This is a genomic window from Kitasatospora sp. NPDC092948 (assembly GCF_044754805.1).
In the GTDB taxonomy this organism is placed as follows: Bacteria; Actinomycetota; Actinomycetes; order Streptomycetales; family Streptomycetaceae; genus Kitasatospora.
Genome location: NZ_JBIVPU010000008.1, coordinates 49553 through 65880, shown reverse-complemented (window position 1 = coordinate 65880; position 16328 = coordinate 49553). Strand labels below are relative to the sequence as shown.

Annotated in this window: 18 protein-coding genes; 5 read left to right on the top strand and 13 right to left on the bottom strand. The window is 73.8% G+C overall.

Annotated elements, in window-relative coordinates; genetic code table 11:
* Nucleotides 1–853: 853 nt before the first annotated feature.
* Nucleotides 854–1591: a hypothetical protein gene (locus ACIQF6_RS23225; protein ID WP_400897956.1), complete on the bottom strand. Its 738-nt coding sequence runs from the start codon at nucleotides 1589–1591 to the stop codon at nucleotides 854–856.
* Between the two features lie 270 nt (nucleotides 1592–1861).
* On the bottom strand, nucleotides 1862–2968 hold the full coding sequence (locus ACIQF6_RS23220; protein ID WP_400897954.1) for a PucR family transcriptional regulator: 1107 nt from the start codon (nucleotides 2966–2968) through the stop codon (nucleotides 1862–1864).
* Between the two features lie 157 nt (nucleotides 2969–3125).
* Between ACIQF6_RS23220 and ACIQF6_RS23215 the strand changes: the two genes are divergently transcribed.
* From ACIQF6_RS23215 to ACIQF6_RS23205, 3 genes are read left to right on the top strand one after another with little or no spacing between them, the layout of a single operon-like run.
* Complete coding sequence (locus tag ACIQF6_RS23215) at nucleotides 3126–3851, top strand: phosphatase PAP2 family protein (RefSeq protein WP_400897952.1); 726 nt, start codon at nucleotides 3126–3128, stop codon at nucleotides 3849–3851.
* Between the two features lie 54 nt (nucleotides 3852–3905).
* Complete coding sequence (locus ACIQF6_RS23210) at nucleotides 3906–4991, top strand: S-(hydroxymethyl)mycothiol dehydrogenase (protein WP_400897950.1); 1086 nt, start codon at nucleotides 3906–3908, stop codon at nucleotides 4989–4991.
* The gene (locus tag ACIQF6_RS23205; protein ID WP_400897948.1) at nucleotides 4991–5620 is read left to right on the top strand and encodes an MBL fold metallo-hydrolase; all 630 of its coding nucleotides are present in this window, start codon (nucleotides 4991–4993) and stop codon (nucleotides 5618–5620) included. Before ACIQF6_RS23210 ends, ACIQF6_RS23205 begins: the two co-directional genes overlap by 1 nt.
* 69 nt (nucleotides 5621–5689) lie before the next feature.
* Here the strand turns inward: ACIQF6_RS23205 and ACIQF6_RS23200 are convergent, their stop codons facing one another.
* From ACIQF6_RS23200 to ACIQF6_RS23155, 10 genes are all read right to left on the bottom strand, one after another.
* Nucleotides 5690–5887 carry a ferredoxin gene (locus tag ACIQF6_RS23200; protein WP_400897946.1) on the bottom strand — a complete coding sequence of 66 codons (198 nt, stop codon included), beginning with the start codon at nucleotides 5885–5887 and terminating at the stop codon, nucleotides 5690–5692.
* Nucleotides 5888–5934: 47 nt separating this feature from the next.
* Nucleotides 5935–7137 carry a cytochrome P450 gene (locus ACIQF6_RS23195; protein WP_400897944.1) on the bottom strand — a complete coding sequence of 401 codons (1203 nt, stop codon included), beginning with the start codon at nucleotides 7135–7137 and terminating at the stop codon, nucleotides 5935–5937.
* Nucleotides 7138–7451: 314 nt separating this feature from the next.
* The gene (crcB, locus tag ACIQF6_RS23190) at nucleotides 7452–7826 is read right to left on the bottom strand and encodes a fluoride efflux transporter CrcB (RefSeq protein WP_400897942.1); all 375 of its coding nucleotides are present in this window, start codon (nucleotides 7824–7826) and stop codon (nucleotides 7452–7454) included.
* Nucleotides 7823–8236 (bottom strand): DUF190 domain-containing protein, encoded by a 414-nt coding sequence (locus tag ACIQF6_RS23185; RefSeq protein ID WP_400897940.1) that lies wholly within the window; start codon nucleotides 8234–8236, stop codon nucleotides 7823–7825. Before ACIQF6_RS23185 ends, crcB (ACIQF6_RS23190) begins: the two co-directional genes overlap by 4 nt.
* A complete protein-coding gene (crcB, locus tag ACIQF6_RS23180) occupies nucleotides 8233–8622 on the bottom strand; it encodes a fluoride efflux transporter CrcB (protein WP_400898350.1) in 390 nt (129 codons plus the stop codon). Before crcB (ACIQF6_RS23180) ends, ACIQF6_RS23185 begins: the two co-directional genes overlap by 4 nt.
* A gap of 264 nt (nucleotides 8623–8886) precedes the next feature.
* Nucleotides 8887–10536, bottom strand: a complete 1650-nt coding sequence (locus ACIQF6_RS23175) for a SulP family inorganic anion transporter (protein ID WP_400898348.1) — start codon at nucleotides 10534–10536, stop codon at nucleotides 8887–8889.
* 108 nt (nucleotides 10537–10644) lie between these two features.
* Nucleotides 10645–10857: a hypothetical protein gene (locus ACIQF6_RS23170; RefSeq protein ID WP_400897938.1), complete on the bottom strand. Its 213-nt coding sequence runs from the start codon at nucleotides 10855–10857 to the stop codon at nucleotides 10645–10647.
* 185 nt (nucleotides 10858–11042) lie between these two features.
* Nucleotides 11043–11411, bottom strand: coding sequence for an ArsR/SmtB family transcription factor (locus ACIQF6_RS23165; RefSeq protein ID WP_400897936.1), 369 nt, complete (start codon nucleotides 11409–11411; stop codon nucleotides 11043–11045).
* Nucleotides 11412–11562: 151 nt separating this feature from the next.
* Nucleotides 11563–11916 (bottom strand): zinc ribbon domain-containing protein YjdM, encoded by a 354-nt coding sequence (locus ACIQF6_RS23160; protein ID WP_400897934.1) that lies wholly within the window; start codon nucleotides 11914–11916, stop codon nucleotides 11563–11565.
* A gap of 35 nt (nucleotides 11917–11951) precedes the next feature.
* The gene (locus tag ACIQF6_RS23155; protein WP_400897932.1) at nucleotides 11952–13547 is read right to left on the bottom strand and encodes a M4 family metallopeptidase; all 1596 of its coding nucleotides are present in this window, start codon (nucleotides 13545–13547) and stop codon (nucleotides 11952–11954) included.
* A gap of 201 nt (nucleotides 13548–13748) precedes the next feature.
* Between ACIQF6_RS23155 and ACIQF6_RS23150 the strand changes: the two genes are divergently transcribed.
* The gene (locus tag ACIQF6_RS23150) at nucleotides 13749–14270 is read left to right on the top strand and encodes a pyridoxamine 5'-phosphate oxidase family protein (RefSeq protein WP_400897930.1); all 522 of its coding nucleotides are present in this window, start codon (nucleotides 13749–13751) and stop codon (nucleotides 14268–14270) included.
* On the top strand, nucleotides 14267–14878 hold the full coding sequence (locus ACIQF6_RS23145) for a CBS domain-containing protein (protein WP_400897928.1): 612 nt from the start codon (nucleotides 14267–14269) through the stop codon (nucleotides 14876–14878). Before ACIQF6_RS23150 ends, ACIQF6_RS23145 begins: the two co-directional genes overlap by 4 nt.
* 20 nt (nucleotides 14879–14898) lie before the next feature.
* Here the strand turns inward: ACIQF6_RS23145 and ACIQF6_RS23140 are convergent, their stop codons facing one another.
* On the bottom strand, nucleotides 14899–16314 hold the full coding sequence (locus ACIQF6_RS23140; RefSeq protein WP_400898346.1) for a VWA domain-containing protein: 1416 nt from the start codon (nucleotides 16312–16314) through the stop codon (nucleotides 14899–14901).
* Nucleotides 16315–16328: the final 14 nt, after the last annotated feature.

The following is a 16328-nucleotide window of genomic DNA, read 5'->3' as shown; positions in this document are numbered from 1 at the left end:
GCGTAGCCGCGGCCGACACCTTGGACGGCCGCACCGTCCCCGCTCCCCGTTCCGGGACTGCTCGGCGCTGCGGAAGACTCCGCTCCCGGCGGGTGCACCCGGATCGCCGGAACGCCCTGGCCAACCGCACCGAGCAGGACGTCGGGCACTCCCCCGGCCACCGCACGGGCCGGCACGCCTCGAGGCTCGACCGGACCCGCCGACGACGCAGCAGCCCCCTCGGCGACACGGCTCCGAGGCACCGCGACGATGCTCGACCCGCGTCCGCGAGGAGGCCCTGCGCCCGGCCGTCCGGCCGGGTGCTCGTCGGGAGGGATCCGCCGCCTTCCTCGATGGAAGCGCCGGGGCCGTGACCCCCGTCCGCCCCGCATCGCTCCACCCGAAAAAGGCGGCGCCCTTCCCCCCGTCTCCCCCGCAGGTGCCGACGCCCCAACCCCCCGGCAACGGGGCGTCGACACCCTGGACCAGCGGAAACGAACCCCCCGCTCCCCACCGGCCCGGCTGCGCCGGTCTCCCGGCGACAGGAAGATCGTGTCAGCTCGGGGCCGCTCCGCACATTTCCAGAATCCGGCAATCTTCATGCCCTCTTGACGCCCGATCCGCGAACTGCTCCACCCGACGGAGGCTCACTGGCGCCATCCGGGCTCTGCACCCCTCGAACACACACGGCCGCGCCCTCCGCGACGGCGGAGCAGCAGATCCGCGGAAAGGCCGAGCAGGACGGTCAGGGCCCGACCGCCGACCGGCCGGTCCCGGCCTTCCACGAGCACCGTGGCCCACCTGCCGCCGCCGATGACGGCCGGGCCGAGCAGTGGCTGGAGCCCGGATCGCCGCCCCGCAGGGATGATCCGCGCTACGCGGGGCGAAGAACGGGGTCGATCTCGGCCAGGATGTCGTGCAACCGACGGGCTCCCAGGGCGACCCGGTCGTCGGCGTCCCGCAGCATCTCCTCGCACAGTTGCCTCGCTCGGTCCCGGTCCTCGGAGAAAATGCTGAACACGTCGACGACGGCGGTGTGGATCCAATCGCTGTGATTCGCGTCGGCCACTGCCATCGCGGAGGCGACTACCGTCAGCCCGGCCCTGTCCATTCGCCGAAGTACCGCTTCCGTGGTCACCCGGGTGACGAACGTGTCGCCCGGGTCGAGCACGAGCTCCAGCAGCGGCCCGAGGGCCTCCCGCAGGTCGGCGAAGGCCGCCAGGCCACGACCGGCATCCGCCCGATCACGGTGGTCGAGGCTTCGCCCGAGCTCACGGAGCGCCACGAAAGCGGCATGCCGCCGGTCACCGTCCCCCTGCAGCAGGCCTCGCAGTCGCCTCACCTCGGCGACCAGGCGGGGCATGTCCTGTCGCGCGGAAGCGATGAAATCGAGATCGGCATCCAGTTGCAGGTCCGGACCGACCTGCACCCGTTCTCCGTTGACGAATCGACTGAGATACATCTCGTCGTCATCCACGGCAGTGGCCGGAGAGATCCGGATGCAGCTCGCCCCGCCGGTCGCACCGCGAGTCTCCAGCACGGGAACCCACGCCCCCATGGACGCGGCCGCGATGCGCGCGTCCATCGAAACGAGCTCTTCTTCAGTCGGCATGACCGGATCATCCACCCCGAGCAGGCAGACCGTCCACGGGATTCGAACGGGCCTGCCCTCTGGGCGCGAGCGGTGAAGCACAGGACTCCGACACCCGTGGCCCCACCACCGCCGGGTTCCACTGCGGCACCACTCGAACGAGCTGCCGAGCAGGGCATCCGTCGCCATGACGGACCAGCAGTCTCTGGATCGTCGCGGTTCGGAGCCGGTATCCGAGCTCCTGCGGCCGGTAGGGCGCAGTCGCACCCACCTGCAGATCCGGAGGAAGATCTACAGCGGCTGTGCCGGCCAGCCCAGCAGGCGGGCGCCCATGGCTGCTGTTTCCAGGGTGTAGCGGTGCAGCGCGTCCGCCGGGTCGTAGCCGGTCAGGGCCTTGATGCGTTCGGTGCGGTAGCCGAGGGTGCGGACGCTGACGCCCAGGCGGCGGGCGGCCTCCGCGTTGACGTAGCCCGCCTCGGCCTGGACGGCGATGGTGTCGAGCAGCGGGCCGGCGCCGCCGCGCGCGGCGGCCAGCGGGCCGAGGACGGTGCGGACCAGGTCCGCCATCGCGGCGCGGTCCCGCATCAGGACCGGGAAGACCAGCAGTTCCTCGGCCTTCAGCAGCTCCGCGGGCAGGTCGAGGCGCTCCGCGAAGTCGAGCGCGTCGAGCGCCTCCTCGTAGCTGCGCACCACGCCGCCGGCCCCCGAGTGCTGCCGCCCGGTGGCGACCCGGCGGGCGGGCGGGTAGCCGGAGCCGGGGCGCAGCGCCAGGCGGGCGAAGGCGTCGAGGACGGCCTGTTCGCTCTCGGGGGCGACGCACACCATGCGGCCGTCCTTGGTGGCGAGCAGGACGTCGCGTTCGCCGAAGCGGCCGGTCAGTTCCCGTTCGACCCACCGGACCACGGGGTCGACGTGTCCGTAGGGCCGTTCCGCGGTGGCGACGGCGACGGCGTGGGTGCGGGCCAGCCGCAGGCCGAAGCGTTCGGCGCGCTCCGCGAGGGTGCCGAGGTCGCTGCGTCCGTACAGCAGGTCGTCGATGAACTCGCGGCGGGCGGCCTCCTCCTGGCGGACCGCCAGTCGCTGTGCCCGTTCGTGGCCTTCGCCGAGCGCGGCGAGCGCGGTCTCGGCGGCGATCAGCAGCGCTTCGCCGACCTGGCGCAGTTCGCCGACGGTGCAGGCTCCGGCGATGCCAGGCAGGGCGGGCCAGGCGCGGCGTCCGGCGCCCATGCAGTGGGCGACCACCTCGCGCAGGCCCTGTCCGGTCTCGGCGCAGCGTTCGCCGAGCGCCCGTAGGGAGTCGACCTCGCCCCGGCTCAGCCGCCGCCCGGAGCGGGAGACTTCGGCGAGCATTCCGACGTACCTGTCGCCGAGTTCTTCGGCCACCGTCTGCTCGGCCATGGTTGACGCCCCTTCACCTGCCGTTCGAATCCTGCTGTTCGAACCGGCCGCATCCTAGCGAGGTCCGGGCCACTCGCGGCGGCCGGCGTTGTTCGGGCCCGTACGATGGCTGCTGCGGCGCGCGGGTGCGCCGCTGCCGACCCGGGAGGTTTCCGCGATGACAGCCGACTGGACGGGCCCGGGCCCCAGGTGGGCGCTGGTCGGCTGCTGGGCGGCGTTCGGGGTGCTGGCGCTGGCGCTGGCGGCCAACGGGTGGGGGCCGTTCGGTTTCGAGCAGGCGGTGCTGGACTGGTGCGTGGGGCACCGGCCGCCCGGCGCGGTGACGATGGCGACGGTGGTGACGGCCTGCGGGTCGGCGCCGTTGCCGTTCCTGATGGCGCTGGCGGCGGGGGCGCTGGCGGTCCGGCGGGTGCCGGGGCCGCCGGCGGCGGGGGCGCCTGCGGCCCGCCGGACGCGGCAGCGGGTCGCGGTGGTGCTGTTCGCGCCGGCGGTGTGGCTGTTGCTGGGCCAGGGGCTGCGGCAGGTGCTGATGCACGGGTTCGGCCGGCCCCGGCCGCCGCTCGCCGTCCGGGCGGTGCAGGCGTCCGGTTTCTCGTTCCCGTCGGGGCACGCGTTCACGGCGGCGGCCGGCGCGGGGCTGCTGGCGCTCGCGGTGGCGCTGGTCCGTCCGGCGGCGGCCCGGGTCGCGGCGGGGTGCGCGGTGGTGTTCGCGGCGGCGGTGGGGGCGAGCCGGGTCTATCTGGGGGTGCACTGGTCGCTCGACGTGCTGGGCGGCTGGCTGCTGGCCGCGGGGTGGCTCGCGCTCGGTACGCTGCTGGTGTGTCAGGGCCGGGACAGCGGCGCTGTGCTGCTGGAACGTCGACCCGGTGTGCGCCGGGGCTGACCGGCAGGGGCGCGTCCGCGCCGCGAATCGTCGTAGAGGGAAGAGAGTTTCGGGATGGCTCAGGTTGTGCGGGGTGTGATCGCTCGGGCGAAGGGCGCACCGGTGGAGGTGGTGCCGATCGTGGTGCCCGATCCGGGGCCGGGCGAGGCGGTGGTGAAGGTGCAGGCGTGCGGCGTGTGCCACACCGACCTGCACTACCGGGAGGGCGGGATCAACGACGAGTTCCCGTTCCTGCTGGGCCACGAGGCGGCGGGCGTGGTGGAGGCCGTCGGCGAGGGTGTCGACAATGTCGTGCCCGGTGACTTCGTGATCCTCAACTGGCGTGCGGTGTGCGGTCGTTGCCGGGCGTGTCGGCGTGGCCGGCCGCAGTACTGCTTCGCCACCCACAACGCGAAGCAGAAGATGACGCTGGAGGACGGCACCGAGCTGTCGCCGGCCCTGGGCATCGGCGCGTTCGCCGAGAAGACCCTGGTCGCGGCGGGCCAGTGCACCAAGGTGGACCCGTCGGCCTCGCCGGCCGCGGCGGGCCTGCTGGGCTGCGGCGTGATGGCCGGTCTGGGTGCGGCGATCAACACCGGCCAGGTGGGCCGCGGCGACAGCGTCGCGGTGATCGGCTGCGGCGGCGTCGGCAACGCCGCGGTGGTCGGCTCCCGGCTGGCGGGCGCGTCGCGGATCATCGCGGTGGACGTGGACGACCGCAAGCTGGTCACGGCCCGCGAGCTGGGCGCCACCCACACCGTCAACTCCCGGGAGACCGACGCCGTCGAGGCGATCCGTGAGCTGACCGGCGGCAACGGCGCGGACGTGGTGATCGACGCGGTCGGCCGCCCGGAGACGTACAAGCAGGCGTTCTACGCCCGCGACCTGGCGGGCACCGTGGTGCTGGTCGGCGTGCCGACGCCGGAGATGACGCTCGAACTGCCGCTGCTGGACGTGTTCGGTCGCGGCGGCGCGCTCAAGTCGTCCTGGTACGGCGACTGCCTGCCGGAGCGGGACTTCCCGATGCTGATCGACCTGTACCTGCAGGGCCGGCTCGACCTGGACGCGTTCGTCAGCGAGACCATCCCGCTGGACGGCGTCGAGGAGGCGTTCGCCCGGATGCACCGCGGCGAGGTGCTGCGTTCGGTGGTGGTCCTCTGATGGCGGCCCGGATCGAACACCTGGTCACCGCGGGCGAGTTCTGCCTGGACGGCGGCACCTGGGAGGTCGACAACAACGTCTGGCTGGTCGGCGACGACCACGAGGTGATCGTCATCGACGCCGCGCACGACGCGGACGCGATCGCCGCGGCGGTGGCCGGGCGGAAGCTGCTGGCGATCGTCTCCACCCACGCGCACAACGACCACGTCGACGCCGCGCCGGAGCTGGCCGCCCGCACGGGCGCGCCGATCCTGCTGCACCCGGACGACCAGGTGCTGTGGCAGCTGACCCACCCGGACCGGAAGCCCGACGCGGCGCTCGCCGACGGCCAGGAACTGACCGTGGCCGGCACCACCCTGACGGTGCTGCACACCCCGGGCCACAGCCCGGGCGCGGTCAGCCTGTACGCGCCGGAGCTCGGCACGGTCTTCACCGGCGACACCCTGTTCGCGGGCGGCCCGGGCGCGACCGGCCGGTCGTTCTCGGACTTCCCGACCATCATCGACTCGATCCGCGACCGCCTGCTGACGCTCCCCGCCGACACGGTGGTCCGCACCGGCCACGGCGATTCGACGACCGTCGGCGCGGAGGCCCCGCACCTGGACGAGTGGATCGCCCGCGGCCACTGACGCACCGTCGCCGCGAATGGAGCCGTCCCGCCGTGAGCCACGGCGGGACGGCTCTCGACAGCTGTCCGGTCAGTCCTCGGTGACCCGGACGGCGCCGGCCGGGCAGGACGCCACGGCGTCCTCGACGGCGGAGCGCAGGTCGGCGGGCGGGCGGGCGTCGAGCAGCAGCACGATGCCGTCCTCCTCGCGCTGGTCGAACACCTCGGGGGCGTTGCGGACGCACTGCCCGGCGCCGCAGCAGCGGTCCTGGTCGACGGAGACGATCACGGTTCCTTCTTTCGCGGGGTCACCGGCGCGGGCCGGCGGGGCGGCGGTCACCAGGCGATCTGGAGCTCGTGGACACCGTAGATCAGCATGTCGTGCCGGAACGGGACGTCCTCGAACGGCATCGCCAGCCGCAGTTCGGGCAGCCGGCGCAGCAGGGTCTCCAGGGCGATCTCCAGCTCCAGCCGGGCGAGCGGCTGGCCGAGGCACTGGTGGACGCCGAAGCCGAAGGCCAGGTGGTGGCGGGTGTCGCGGGTGAGGTCGAGGCTGTCGGCGTCGGGGTAGCGGCCGTCGTCCCAGTTGGCGGTGTTGATCTGGAGGATGACGCCCTCGCCGGCCCGGATCTCGGTGCCGCCGATCTCGGCGTCCGCGACGGCGACCCGGACCAGGCCGGTCTGCACGATGGAGAGGTAGCGCAGCAGTTCCTCGACCGCGGCGGGCATCGCCTCGGGGTGGGCGCGCAGGTGGGCGAGCTGCTCGGGGTTGCGCAGCAGGGCGAGCACCGACAGCGCGGTCATGTTGGCGGTGGTCTCGTGCCCGGCGATCAGCAGCAGCCGGCCCATCGCGCCGATGTCCTCGATGTCGAGTTCGCCGCGGGCGACCAGGCGGCTGAGGATGCCGTCGTCGGGGTTGTCGCGCTTGGACGCGGTCAGCGTGTCCAGGTATTCGGTGAGTCGGGCGTTGGCCTCGACGATGTCCGCGGTGGCGGCTCCGCGGTGCAGCAGGGTGCGGCTGCACTCCTGGAAGAAGTCGTGGTCCTCGTAGGGAACGCCGAGCAGCAGGCAGATCACCAGGGACGGCAACGGCAGCGCGAACTCGCTCACCAGGTCGGCCTGGCCGCGTCCGTCGATCATCCTGTCGATCAGCTCGTCGGTGATCCGCTGGATCTCGGGGCGCAGCCCGGCGGTCCTGCGGACGGTGAAGTCGCCGGTGAGCATGCGGCGCAGCCGGCTGTGTTCGGGGTCGTCGAGCCGGATGAAGGTGGGCTTGAGGGTGAGGAACTGGCGGGCGGCCTCGGTGAGGAACGGGAAGCCGGGGTTGACGGGGTCGGAGCTGAACCGCTTGTCGGCCAGGATGGCGCGGACGTCCTCGTGGCGGGTGACCAGCCAGGCCGAGGCGCCGTCGTAGAGGGCGATGCGGCTGATCGGTTCGTCGCGGCGGGCCTGCTGGTAGGCGGGCGGCGGGGCGAACGGGCAGGTCTCCTCGCGCGGGGCGGGGTGACTGCTGGGGGAGGTTTCGGCGACGGTGGCCATCAGGTGCTCCCTTCCGGAGCTGGGCCGGCGGTGGCGTCGGCGGGTGGGCCTGCGACTGCGCACGACCCGGGCAGTTGAGTGCCTCGGGCAACTAACTCAACGTCACGCTAACTCGCGGTCCGTGGCCACGGGAAGATGATTTTGGCCGGATGGGGAATTCTGTCCGGATCGCGGCCGTGCGGGGGCGCCCGGCCGAACGCGGCAACAGCCCCCGACCAGCCATGTCCATGTTCAGGATTGCGGTGCTCCGCCGCACCGCTCCGTCGAGAACGGGCCACCCTCCGGCCGGTGCCTCACACCCCCCGGCCGGCGCCTCACACCCACAGCGCCTGGGCGATCGCCCACCCGGTGAACGCCGACCCCAGCCCGGCGACCACACTTCCCGCCACGTTCACCACCGCGTAGAACCGGGCCCCGCTCTCGGCCAGCCGCAGCGTCTCGTACGAGAACGTCGAGTACGTGGTCAGCGCCCCGCAGAAGCCGGTGCCGACCAGCAGTTGGAGCTGCGAGGAGGCCGCGCCGGCGGCGACCGCGCCGGTCAGCAGGCCGAGCACCAGGGAGCCGGACACGTTGACCGCGAACGTCCCCCACGGGAAGACCGTGTCGTGCCGGGCCTGCACCGCCCGGTCGGTCAGGTAGCGCAGCGGCGCCCCGACCGCCGCGCCGACGATCACCAGCAGCCAGTTCACCGGGCCTCCCCGGAGCCGTCGGACGGGTCGTCGGACGGGTCGTCGGACGCCAGGCCGGCGGGCAGGCCGCCGGACGGCTCTGCGACGGGCCGGAGCACCTCGCACGGGTCGAGCGTCACCAGGCAGCGGTCGAGCAGGTCGTCCAGCTGCGGCAGGAACGCCCGGATCCGCTCCTCGCGGTCCACCACCACGACCGCCACCGGCAGGTCGTCGCCGACCGACAGCAGCCGGGAGGTGTGCACCAGCGCGGACGCGCCGAAGCCCTCGATGCCGCGGAACACGCTGGCCCCGGCCAGCCGGGCGGCGTGCGCGCGGTGCACGATCTCGGCGTACAGCGGGCGGTGGTGCCAGCGCTGGTCCTCGCCGGCCAGCACCGTCAGCCGCAGCGCCCGTTCGGTCCGTGCGGTCATCGCGTCCTCCGTCCGATCACCCGGCGGGCGACGGCCGCGCCGGCCCAGACCGCGACCATCGCGGCGACCAGGGTGGCGGCCAGGTAGCCGAGCGCCGCCGGGGCGCGGCCGGCCAGCATCAGGCGCTGGATGTCGACCGCGTAGGTGGAGAAGGTGGTGAACCCGCCGAGGACGCCGGTGCCGAAGAACGGCCGCACCAGCCGGTGGGCCCGCCAGGCCTCGGTGAGCACCGTCATGAACGCCCCGATCACCGCGCAGCCGACCGCGTTGATCACCAGCGTCGCCCACGGGAACCCGTCCGTCGGCGTCGGCCACCCGAGCGAGATCGCGTACCGGGCGCACGCGCCGAGCACCCCGCCGACCGCCACCACACCGATCACGGACATCAGTTCGCGGTCCGGGCCGCGACGCCGCACCGGCCGGTCCTCGACCTCGGCCTCGACGGAACCGGCCGCCGTCGGCTGGGAACTCTCCACGGGCACACTTTCTCCTACTCGCACGGCACCCGAGCGATCCGGGCGCGCCACTGTACAAGTAGGGACCGTTGGCGGCGGATCGCCGCGGTTCGGGTCCGGCGGGCCCCACCGCCGTCGCGCACCCCGAGGGGGTGTCGCCGTGGCCACTCTACCGGGCGGCCCGGCCCCGGCCGCTCAGCGTGTGCCGACGGCGGGGGCGGGGACGGCCGGCAGGGTGTCGCGGGCGTGCGCGAGGGCCTCCGCGGTGGTGGTGAACAGGCCCTGCCGGGCGTGCAGTTCGTCCAGCACGCCGAGCGCGTCGAGCGGTCGCCGGTGTTCTGCGGGCAGCCCGGACAGCAGGACCCGGGTGCCGCGGCGGTGCAGGTCGGCGAGGGCGTCGCCGAGGACGGTCGCGCCGCTGGCGTCGACCGCGGTGACCTGCGACATCCGCAGGATCACCACCTCGGCGCGTTCGGCGCCGGTCAGTTCGAGGCGGAGCCGGTGCGCGGCGGCGAACAGCAGCGGGCCGTGCAGGCGGTAGGCGGCGATCCGGCCGTCCGGGTGGCCCTCCTCGGACACCGGCAGCCGCTCCAGCCGGGCGGCCCGGGCGACGGCGCGCAGCGCGAGCGCGCCGGCCAGCAGCAGGCCGACCGCGACGGCGGTCACCAGGTCGAAGGCGAGGGTGGCGGCGGCGGTCGCCACCAGCACGGCGGCCTCGCCGCGCCCGGTGCGGGCCAGTGCGCGCAGCGTCCCGGCCTGCACCATCCGCACGGCGGTGGCGATCAGCACGCCGGCCAGCGCCGCCAGCGGAATGTCGGCGACCAGCGGCGCGGCGGCGAACACCACCACGGCCAGCACGGCGGCGTGCACCAGCGCGGCCAGCCGGGAGACCGCGCCGCTGCGCACGTTGACGGCGGTACGGGCGATCGCGCCGGTCGCGGCGACGCCTCCGAACAGCGGCGCCACCAGGTTGGCCAGGCCCTGGCCGAACAACTCCCGGTCGCTGTCGTGCCGTTCGCCGCACCGGCGGGGGTCGTTCGCGGTCATCGCGTCGGCGGCGGTCGCCGACATCAGCGACTCCAGCGCGCCGAGCGCGGCGACCACCAGCGCGGACGGCAGCAGAGCGGGCACGGCGGACAGGTCGAGGAAGCCCAGCGACGGGCTGGGCAGCCCGGCCGGCAGCCGTCCGATGACGGCGACCGGCAGCTCGACGGCCTTGGCCAGCACGGTGGCGGCGACCACGGCGATCAGCGAGAACGGCAGGCCGGGCCGCAGCTTCCCGCCGATCAGCATCAGCGCGGCGACGCCCGCGGCGAGCAGCACGGCCGCCCAGTGCGGGGAGGCCGCGAACTCCCGGACGGCGCGGGCGGCGACCACCGCCGGGTTCCCGCCGTCGGGCTTGTCGACGCCGAGCGCGCCGGGCACCTGCTGGAGGGCGATCACGCCGGCGATGCCGACCGTGAACCCCTCCACCACCGGAACCGGCACGTACGCCATCCACCGCCCGGCGCCGGCCAACGCCAGCAGGACCAGCAGCAGGCCGGCGAGCAGGCCGACGGTCAGCACGCCCGCGGTGCCGTAGCGGGCCACGATCGGCACCAGCACCACCGTCATCGCACCGGTCGGGCCGGTGACCTGGAGGCCGGAGCCGCCGAACACCGCGGCGATCGCACCCGCGACCACGGCGGTGGCCAGCCCGGCCGCCGCGCCCGCCCCGGAGGAGACCCCGAAGCCCAGCGCCAGCGGCAGCGCCACGACGGCCACCGTCAGCCCGGCGAGCAGGTCGCGGCGCGGGTCCCGCCGCACGGTGGCCAGCACCTGACGGTCCGGAAGCACCGCCCGCACCCGCCGCCCGAGCACTCCCGCGCCGTTCACGCCGTCCCGCCGCAGCGGATCGGGGCGAGCGGATCAAGGACCTCCGCCTGGGCCTGGCACTGCGACGCGGGCACCGTTTCAGCTCTCTTTCTGGTGTTCCGACTCTGGTTCGTCGGCCGCGGACCGGGGCGGGACGGCGATGCCGTGCTGCTCCGCGATCCGTAGCAGCCCGGCGATCCGACCGGCGTGCGCCTGCGCGCCGTGGTCGTCGTCGGCATCCGTTGCCTCACGCAACGCCCTTTCGGCGATGGCGAGTTGCTCGCGGAGCTCGTCCTCGAACACCTCGGTCACGTCCGGCCCCCTTCCAGCGTCGGCACGCAGCCGCCCGGGCAGGACGGACCGGCCGGGCACCCGATCAGGATGTATCGACTTGAAGAATTTCGCAAGTCGCAATGTCTGCATGTGGCCTGCACGGGTCTGCCCGTTCGGGGCGCGGAGGCGCCCCCCGCAGGCGGGGCGGGGAAGGTGACGCGGCGTCAGCCGTTGTCGGCGGCCCGCAGGTCGGCGAGCAGGCCGGCCTGGTCGGTGATCAGCGAGCCGAGAATGGACCGGGCGACCCGCAGCAGGTCGGCGACCTCGCCGCTGGCCAGCGAGTACACCACCGTGGAGCCCTCGCGGCGGGCGTGCACCAGCTTGGCTCGGCGCAGCACGGCCAGCTGCTGGGACAGGTTGGCCGGCTCCACGCCGACCTCGGGCAGCATCTCGGCGACGGCGTGGTCACGGGTGCTGAGCAGCTCCAGGACCCGGATCCGCACCGGGTGGCCCAGCGTCTTGAAGAACTCCGCCTTCAGCTGGTACAGCGGAACGCTGGCCACCGGAAGCGACTGCGGGTTCTCGGCGTTCACGTGGTCGTCACCGTCTCGTTCAAGGCCCGAAGGGCACGGGGCGTCGCGCCGACCCTAGCAAGCCGGGCCCGCCCGTGGCCGTGCCCCCGGGCCCGCGCAGGGCGTCCGGGGGCACGGCGATGCTCGCGGTGCGGCGGCGGGGCGGCGCGGGTCAGGCCTTCTTGACCACGCTGGACTTCAGCTGCATGGCGCCGAAGCCCTCGATCCGGCAGTCGATGTCGTGGCCGTCGACGCCGTCGACCAGCCGGATGTTGCGCACCTTGGTGCCGGCCTTGATGCCGGAGACGCTGCCCTTCACCTTCAGGGCCTTGACCACGGTGACGGTGTCGCCGTCGGCCAGCACGTTGCCGACGGCGTCCCGGATCTCCCGCTCCCCCGCCTGCTGCGCCGCGGCCTCCTCGGCGGGCGCCCACTCGTGGCCGCACTCGGGGCAGACCATCAGGGCGTCCATCTCGTAGGTGTACTGGCCGGCGCAGCTGGGGCAGGGGGGCAGGTTGTCGCTCATCGCGCCAGGATATCGGCCTCCTGGCGGTTGTCCGATCAGCTGACGCTGACCGCGCTCCACGCGGCGGCGACCGTCGCGTACTCGGTGGAGGTGGCGCCGTACAGGTCGCGGGCGGCGTTCAGGGCGGCGGTGCGGGCCCCGGCGTAGTTGGTGGTGGAGGTCATGTAGACGGTCAGCGCCCGGTACCAGATCGCGGCGACCTTCTGGTTGCCGATGCCGGTGACGGTGGAGCTGTTGCAGGTCGGGCTGTTGTAGGTGAAGCCGTTGATGGTCTTGCTGCCGCTGCCCTCACTGGCCAGGTAGAACCAGTGGTTGGCGACGCCGGAGGAGTAGTGCACGTCCAGCTGGCCGACCTTCTTGCTCCAGCAGTCGGCGGACGCGCCGTCCAGCGACGGCTTGTCGAAGCGGCGCAGCCACGGCGGGGTGGACTGGTCGCTGAACAGGTAGTCGGGGGTGTCCACCGGGTTGTTGGCGTACCACTCGACCATGGTGCCGAAGATGTCGCTGGTGGCCTCGTTGAGGCCGCCGGACTCGCCGCTGTAGCGCAGGTTGGCGGTGGCGCTGGTGACGCCGTGGGTCATCTCGTGGCCCATGGTGTCGAGGTCGACCTGCTCGGGGTCGGTGGTGCCGTCGCCGTCGCCGGTCATCATGCAGAAGCAGCTGTCGACCCACTGGGCGTTGTCCCACTTGGTGCCGACGTGGACGAACACGGTGGCGCCGCGGCCGTCGTTCTTGATGCCCTTGCGGCCGAAGGTGTTGAGGTAGTAGTCGTACGTCCAGGCGGTGTTGGCGTGGGCGTCGACGGCGGCGGTGGACCGGTCCGTGGAGAACTTCCGGCCGTCGCCCCACACGTTGGAGGTGTTGGTGAACACGCTTCCGGAGGTGGCCTTGACGCTGCTCGCGCCGAGGTTCTTGGCGTCCCGGGTGGTGTGGCCGCGGACCGGGTCGGTCAGCGCGTAGCTGCCGTCGGCCTGCTGGGTGGTGTCGACCCGGACGTCGCCGGTGTACTCGGAGTGGCCGGTGCCGGCGGCGGACTGCTCGGAGTCGTAACTCTCGATCGCCTCACCGGTAGTGGCGTCGGTGACGACGACCTGTCCGGTCGGCTGGCCCTGCTTGCCCTCGCCGCTGACGGTGGTCTGCCAGGCGAGGCGGGCGGTGCCGTCGGCGGCCCAGACGACCAGTTCGGGGGTGGCGACGGCGCCGGATATGCCCTGGGTCCGGCCGAGCGCGGCGGCGGCGCCGTGCTGCGCGGAGACGGTCGGCACCACGGACTTCACCGCCGGGTCGTGGCCCTTGGCGCGGGAGGAGTCGATGAGCCTGCCGTGGGCGTCCTGATGGACCACCAGGTCGCCGCCGACCACCGGGAGGCCGCGGTAGGTGCGGTCGAAGCGGACGTGCTGCGCGCCGTTCGCGTCGATGATCACGTCCTTGACGTTCAGGCCCTGGCCGGGTCCGAAGCCGAACAGGTCGGCGTGGTGGGAGACGTTCGCCTCCGCACGGGCGACCGCCGCGTCGCGGCCGGGGGCGGCGGAGGCGGTGTCGACCTGGACGGCGGCGACGAGCAGCGCGGCGCTCGCCGTGAGGGCGCCGGCGGTGAGGGTGCGGCGGCGTACGGAGGAGGAGGGGCTCACTCGTGACTCCAGTCGGGTAGCTGGGGGCTGGCCGACTGACAGCCTGACGATGAACACACAAACAGTTCTATGAACAGTTAAAGAACGTAATCGGTTCGTATCCCGGTGCCCGCACCCCCGCCGTTCGGGGGGCCGCTCGACCGGTACGGGAACGACCAAAGGCCCTCCCGCCGGGCGGCCCCGACCGCGCAGGATCGGCGTATGACCCGCGAACCCGCCTCCTCCGCCGATGGCGTCTCCCTCGACCCCGGCCAGTGCCTGCGCCTGATGGCCCGTCACTCGGTCGGCCGGCTCGTCTACACCCGGCACGCCCTCCCCGCCGTCCTGCCGGTCCGCTACCGCCTGGTGGACGGCGGCAGCGTGCTGGTCGACCAGCCCGACGAAGAACTGCTCCGCGCCGTGACCGGCACCGTCGTCGCCTTCCAGGCCGACCAGGTCGACCCCGCCGACGGCAGCGGCTGGACCGTCACCGTGCTCGGCCACGCCGACGCCGTGCACCCGGCCACGGCGACCGGGCCGCCCGCGGTGTCCGTCCGGATCCGCCCCGAATGGGTGTCCGGGCTCCGGCTGCTGCCGCCCCGGCCCGCCGACCGGCCCCGCCGGACGGGACCTCCGGCCCTCGCGCCCGACGCCGCCCGCCCCGCAGAGTGGGAACGCCGGCACCGGACCGGCGCCGACCGAGGAGGCGACGGACGATGCGGCACTGCACCGTCGGAGCGATGATGACCCGTCACGTGGTCACCGTCAGCCCCGGCACGGGCTTCCGCGAGATCGTCGCGCTGCTCAACGACTACGACATCACCGCCGTGCCGGTGGTCGACACCGACCACCGGCCGCTCGGCGTGGTCTCCGAGGCGGACCTGCTGCGCACCCAGCTCGCCCAGTACGACCCGGCGTCCCTGCTGCCCGCGCCCGTCCACCTGCGCGGCACCGGCACCACCGCCGCCGACCTGATGACCTCGCCCGCGGTGTGCACCACCCCCGACTCCACGGTGGTCGCCGCCGCCCGCCTGATGACCCGTCGACGGGTGAAGCGCCTCCCGGTGGTCTCCCCCGCCGACGGCCGGCTGATCGGCACCGTCAGCCGCGGCGACCTGCTGCGGGTCTTCCTCCGCGAGGACCAGGCGATCCGCCGCGAGATCGTCGAGGACGTCCTCACCACCCTCGAAGGCGCCAGCCCCTCCCTGATCACCGTCGACGTCACCCAGGGCGAAGTCACCCTCAGCGGCACCACCGCCCCGCACTGCCCCGCCCGCACCCTGCGCGAACTCTGCGCCGCCGTCGACGGCGTGGTGTCGGTCACCGACCGCACCACGCGCGCCGCCGCCTGACGCTCACTCCTGACGCCCCGTCAACTCCGCAGGATCCCCGCCCGGCGGGCGGCCGTGATCCACCGCGGGAACTCGGACAGCAGCCGGTCGTACAGCTCCGCGTCCGGAAGGGTGCTGATGTCGTCCACCGAGAAGAACCCGACATTGTCGACCCGGCGGCCCGGCAACTCGTCGAACCGCTCCAGCACGCCGTAGTCGGACTGCCCCAGACCGACGAACTGCCAGAAGATCGGCTCCTCGACGGCCTCCCGCAACTGCGTCTCGATCTCGAAGTTGCGGTAGACGCCGCCGTCCGAGAAGAACAGCACCAGCGTCGGCACCGGCGACGGGTACGCCCGGACGAACGCCCGCACCTCGGCGATCACCCGCTGCTCCTCGTTCTGAATGCCGACCGCCTTCATGTCCACCCGCCCGTCCGGCCGCGGCGCCCGCACCCGACGCCGCCCGAACAGCCCCAGATTCGCCTCACCGGGCCGCACATGCAGCCGCAACCACTCCGGCAACCCCGGCAACCCCACATCCGGCAACCGCGCCGGCCGGCTCGCGAACGTCCACGCCTGCATCACCCCGTCGTCGTCCAACTGCACGGCCACCGCCGCCATCCGCTCCACCACATCCGCGACCACACCCCGGCGGTACACCCCCGCCATCGACCCCGACGCATCCAGCACCAACACAATCCGCGCCACCACCCCCTGCGCACCGTGCTTCTGCAGACTCACGGCGACCTGCTGCTTGCGCAACGAGAGACGCTTACGCATGTCGACAGGCAACTGCGCCTCGCCCGCGGCAAGAAGCTGCCCACCGTCGGGCTGCGGCGCGGGGGCGGAATGGGGCGAGGAGGCGGGCTGTGACGCGGGAGCGGAGTGCGGCGTGGGGGCGGGCTGTGACGCGGGGGCAGGGTGAGGCGCGGGGGCGGAGTGAGGCGAAGAGTCGGGCTGCGGCACGGGAGCGGAGCGAGGCGCGGGGGCGGAGTGCGGCGCGGGCGCAGGGTGCGGCGCGGGCGCAGGGTGCGGCGCGGGGACGACGGCATCCGGCGCGTGGGTCGGCCGCGGCGGGACGGACCGCGACGCCGCCGGGTGCGGGGCGGGCAGCGGCGTCGCGGTGGGCCGAGAGCCTGCCGGCGGCACCGACGGGTCCAGGGCGGGCAACACCTGAGTGGCCGCCAGTGACGATGCGGCAGGGGCCTGGGGGTCGGGCCGGGGGTCAGACTGCGGGACCGCCCCAGGCGCTGCGGAGCCCGGCCCGGGGACAACGGGCCGCAGATCGAACGGCGAGGCCTGACCGGCCGGGGACGCGGGCCGGGGGCCAGGTTCCGGCACCGCCCCAGGCACTGCGAGGCCCGGCCCGGCGGCAACGGGCCGCAGATCGAACGGCGAGGCCTGACCGGCCGGGGACGCGGGCCGGGGGCCAGGTTCCGGCACCGCCCCAGGCACTGCGAGGCCCGGCC

Excerpts from the sequence above, each read along its gene's own strand:
- ACIQF6_RS23225 (WP_400897956.1), bottom strand. The coding sequence starts at position 1,591 with ATGCCGACTGAAGAAGAGCTCGTTTCGATGGACGCGCGCATCGCGGCC.
- ACIQF6_RS23220 (WP_400897954.1), bottom strand. The coding sequence starts at position 2,968 with ATGGCCGAGCAGACGGTGGCCGAAGAACTCGGCGACAGGTACGTCGGA.
- ACIQF6_RS23215 (WP_400897952.1), top strand. The coding sequence starts at position 3,126 with ATGACAGCCGACTGGACGGGCCCGGGCCCCAGGTGGGCGCTGGTCGGC.
- ACIQF6_RS23210 (WP_400897950.1), top strand. The coding sequence starts at position 3,906 with ATGGCTCAGGTTGTGCGGGGTGTGATCGCTCGGGCGAAGGGCGCACCG.
- ACIQF6_RS23205 (WP_400897948.1), top strand. The coding sequence starts at position 4,991 with ATGGCGGCCCGGATCGAACACCTGGTCACCGCGGGCGAGTTCTGCCTG.
- ACIQF6_RS23195 (WP_400897944.1), bottom strand. The coding sequence starts at position 7,137 with ATGGCCACCGTCGCCGAAACCTCCCCCAGCAGTCACCCCGCCCCGCGC.
- ACIQF6_RS23185 (WP_400897940.1), bottom strand. The coding sequence starts at position 8,236 with ATGACCGCACGGACCGAACGGGCGCTGCGGCTGACGGTGCTGGCCGGC.
- crcB (WP_400898350.1), bottom strand. The coding sequence starts at position 8,622 with ATGTCCGTGATCGGTGTGGTGGCGGTCGGCGGGGTGCTCGGCGCGTGC.
- ACIQF6_RS23160 (WP_400897934.1), bottom strand. The coding sequence starts at position 11,916 with ATGAGCGACAACCTGCCCCCCTGCCCCAGCTGCGCCGGCCAGTACACC.
- ACIQF6_RS23150 (WP_400897930.1), top strand. The coding sequence starts at position 13,749 with ATGACCCGCGAACCCGCCTCCTCCGCCGATGGCGTCTCCCTCGACCCC.
- ACIQF6_RS23145 (WP_400897928.1), top strand. The coding sequence starts at position 14,267 with ATGATGACCCGTCACGTGGTCACCGTCAGCCCCGGCACGGGCTTCCGC.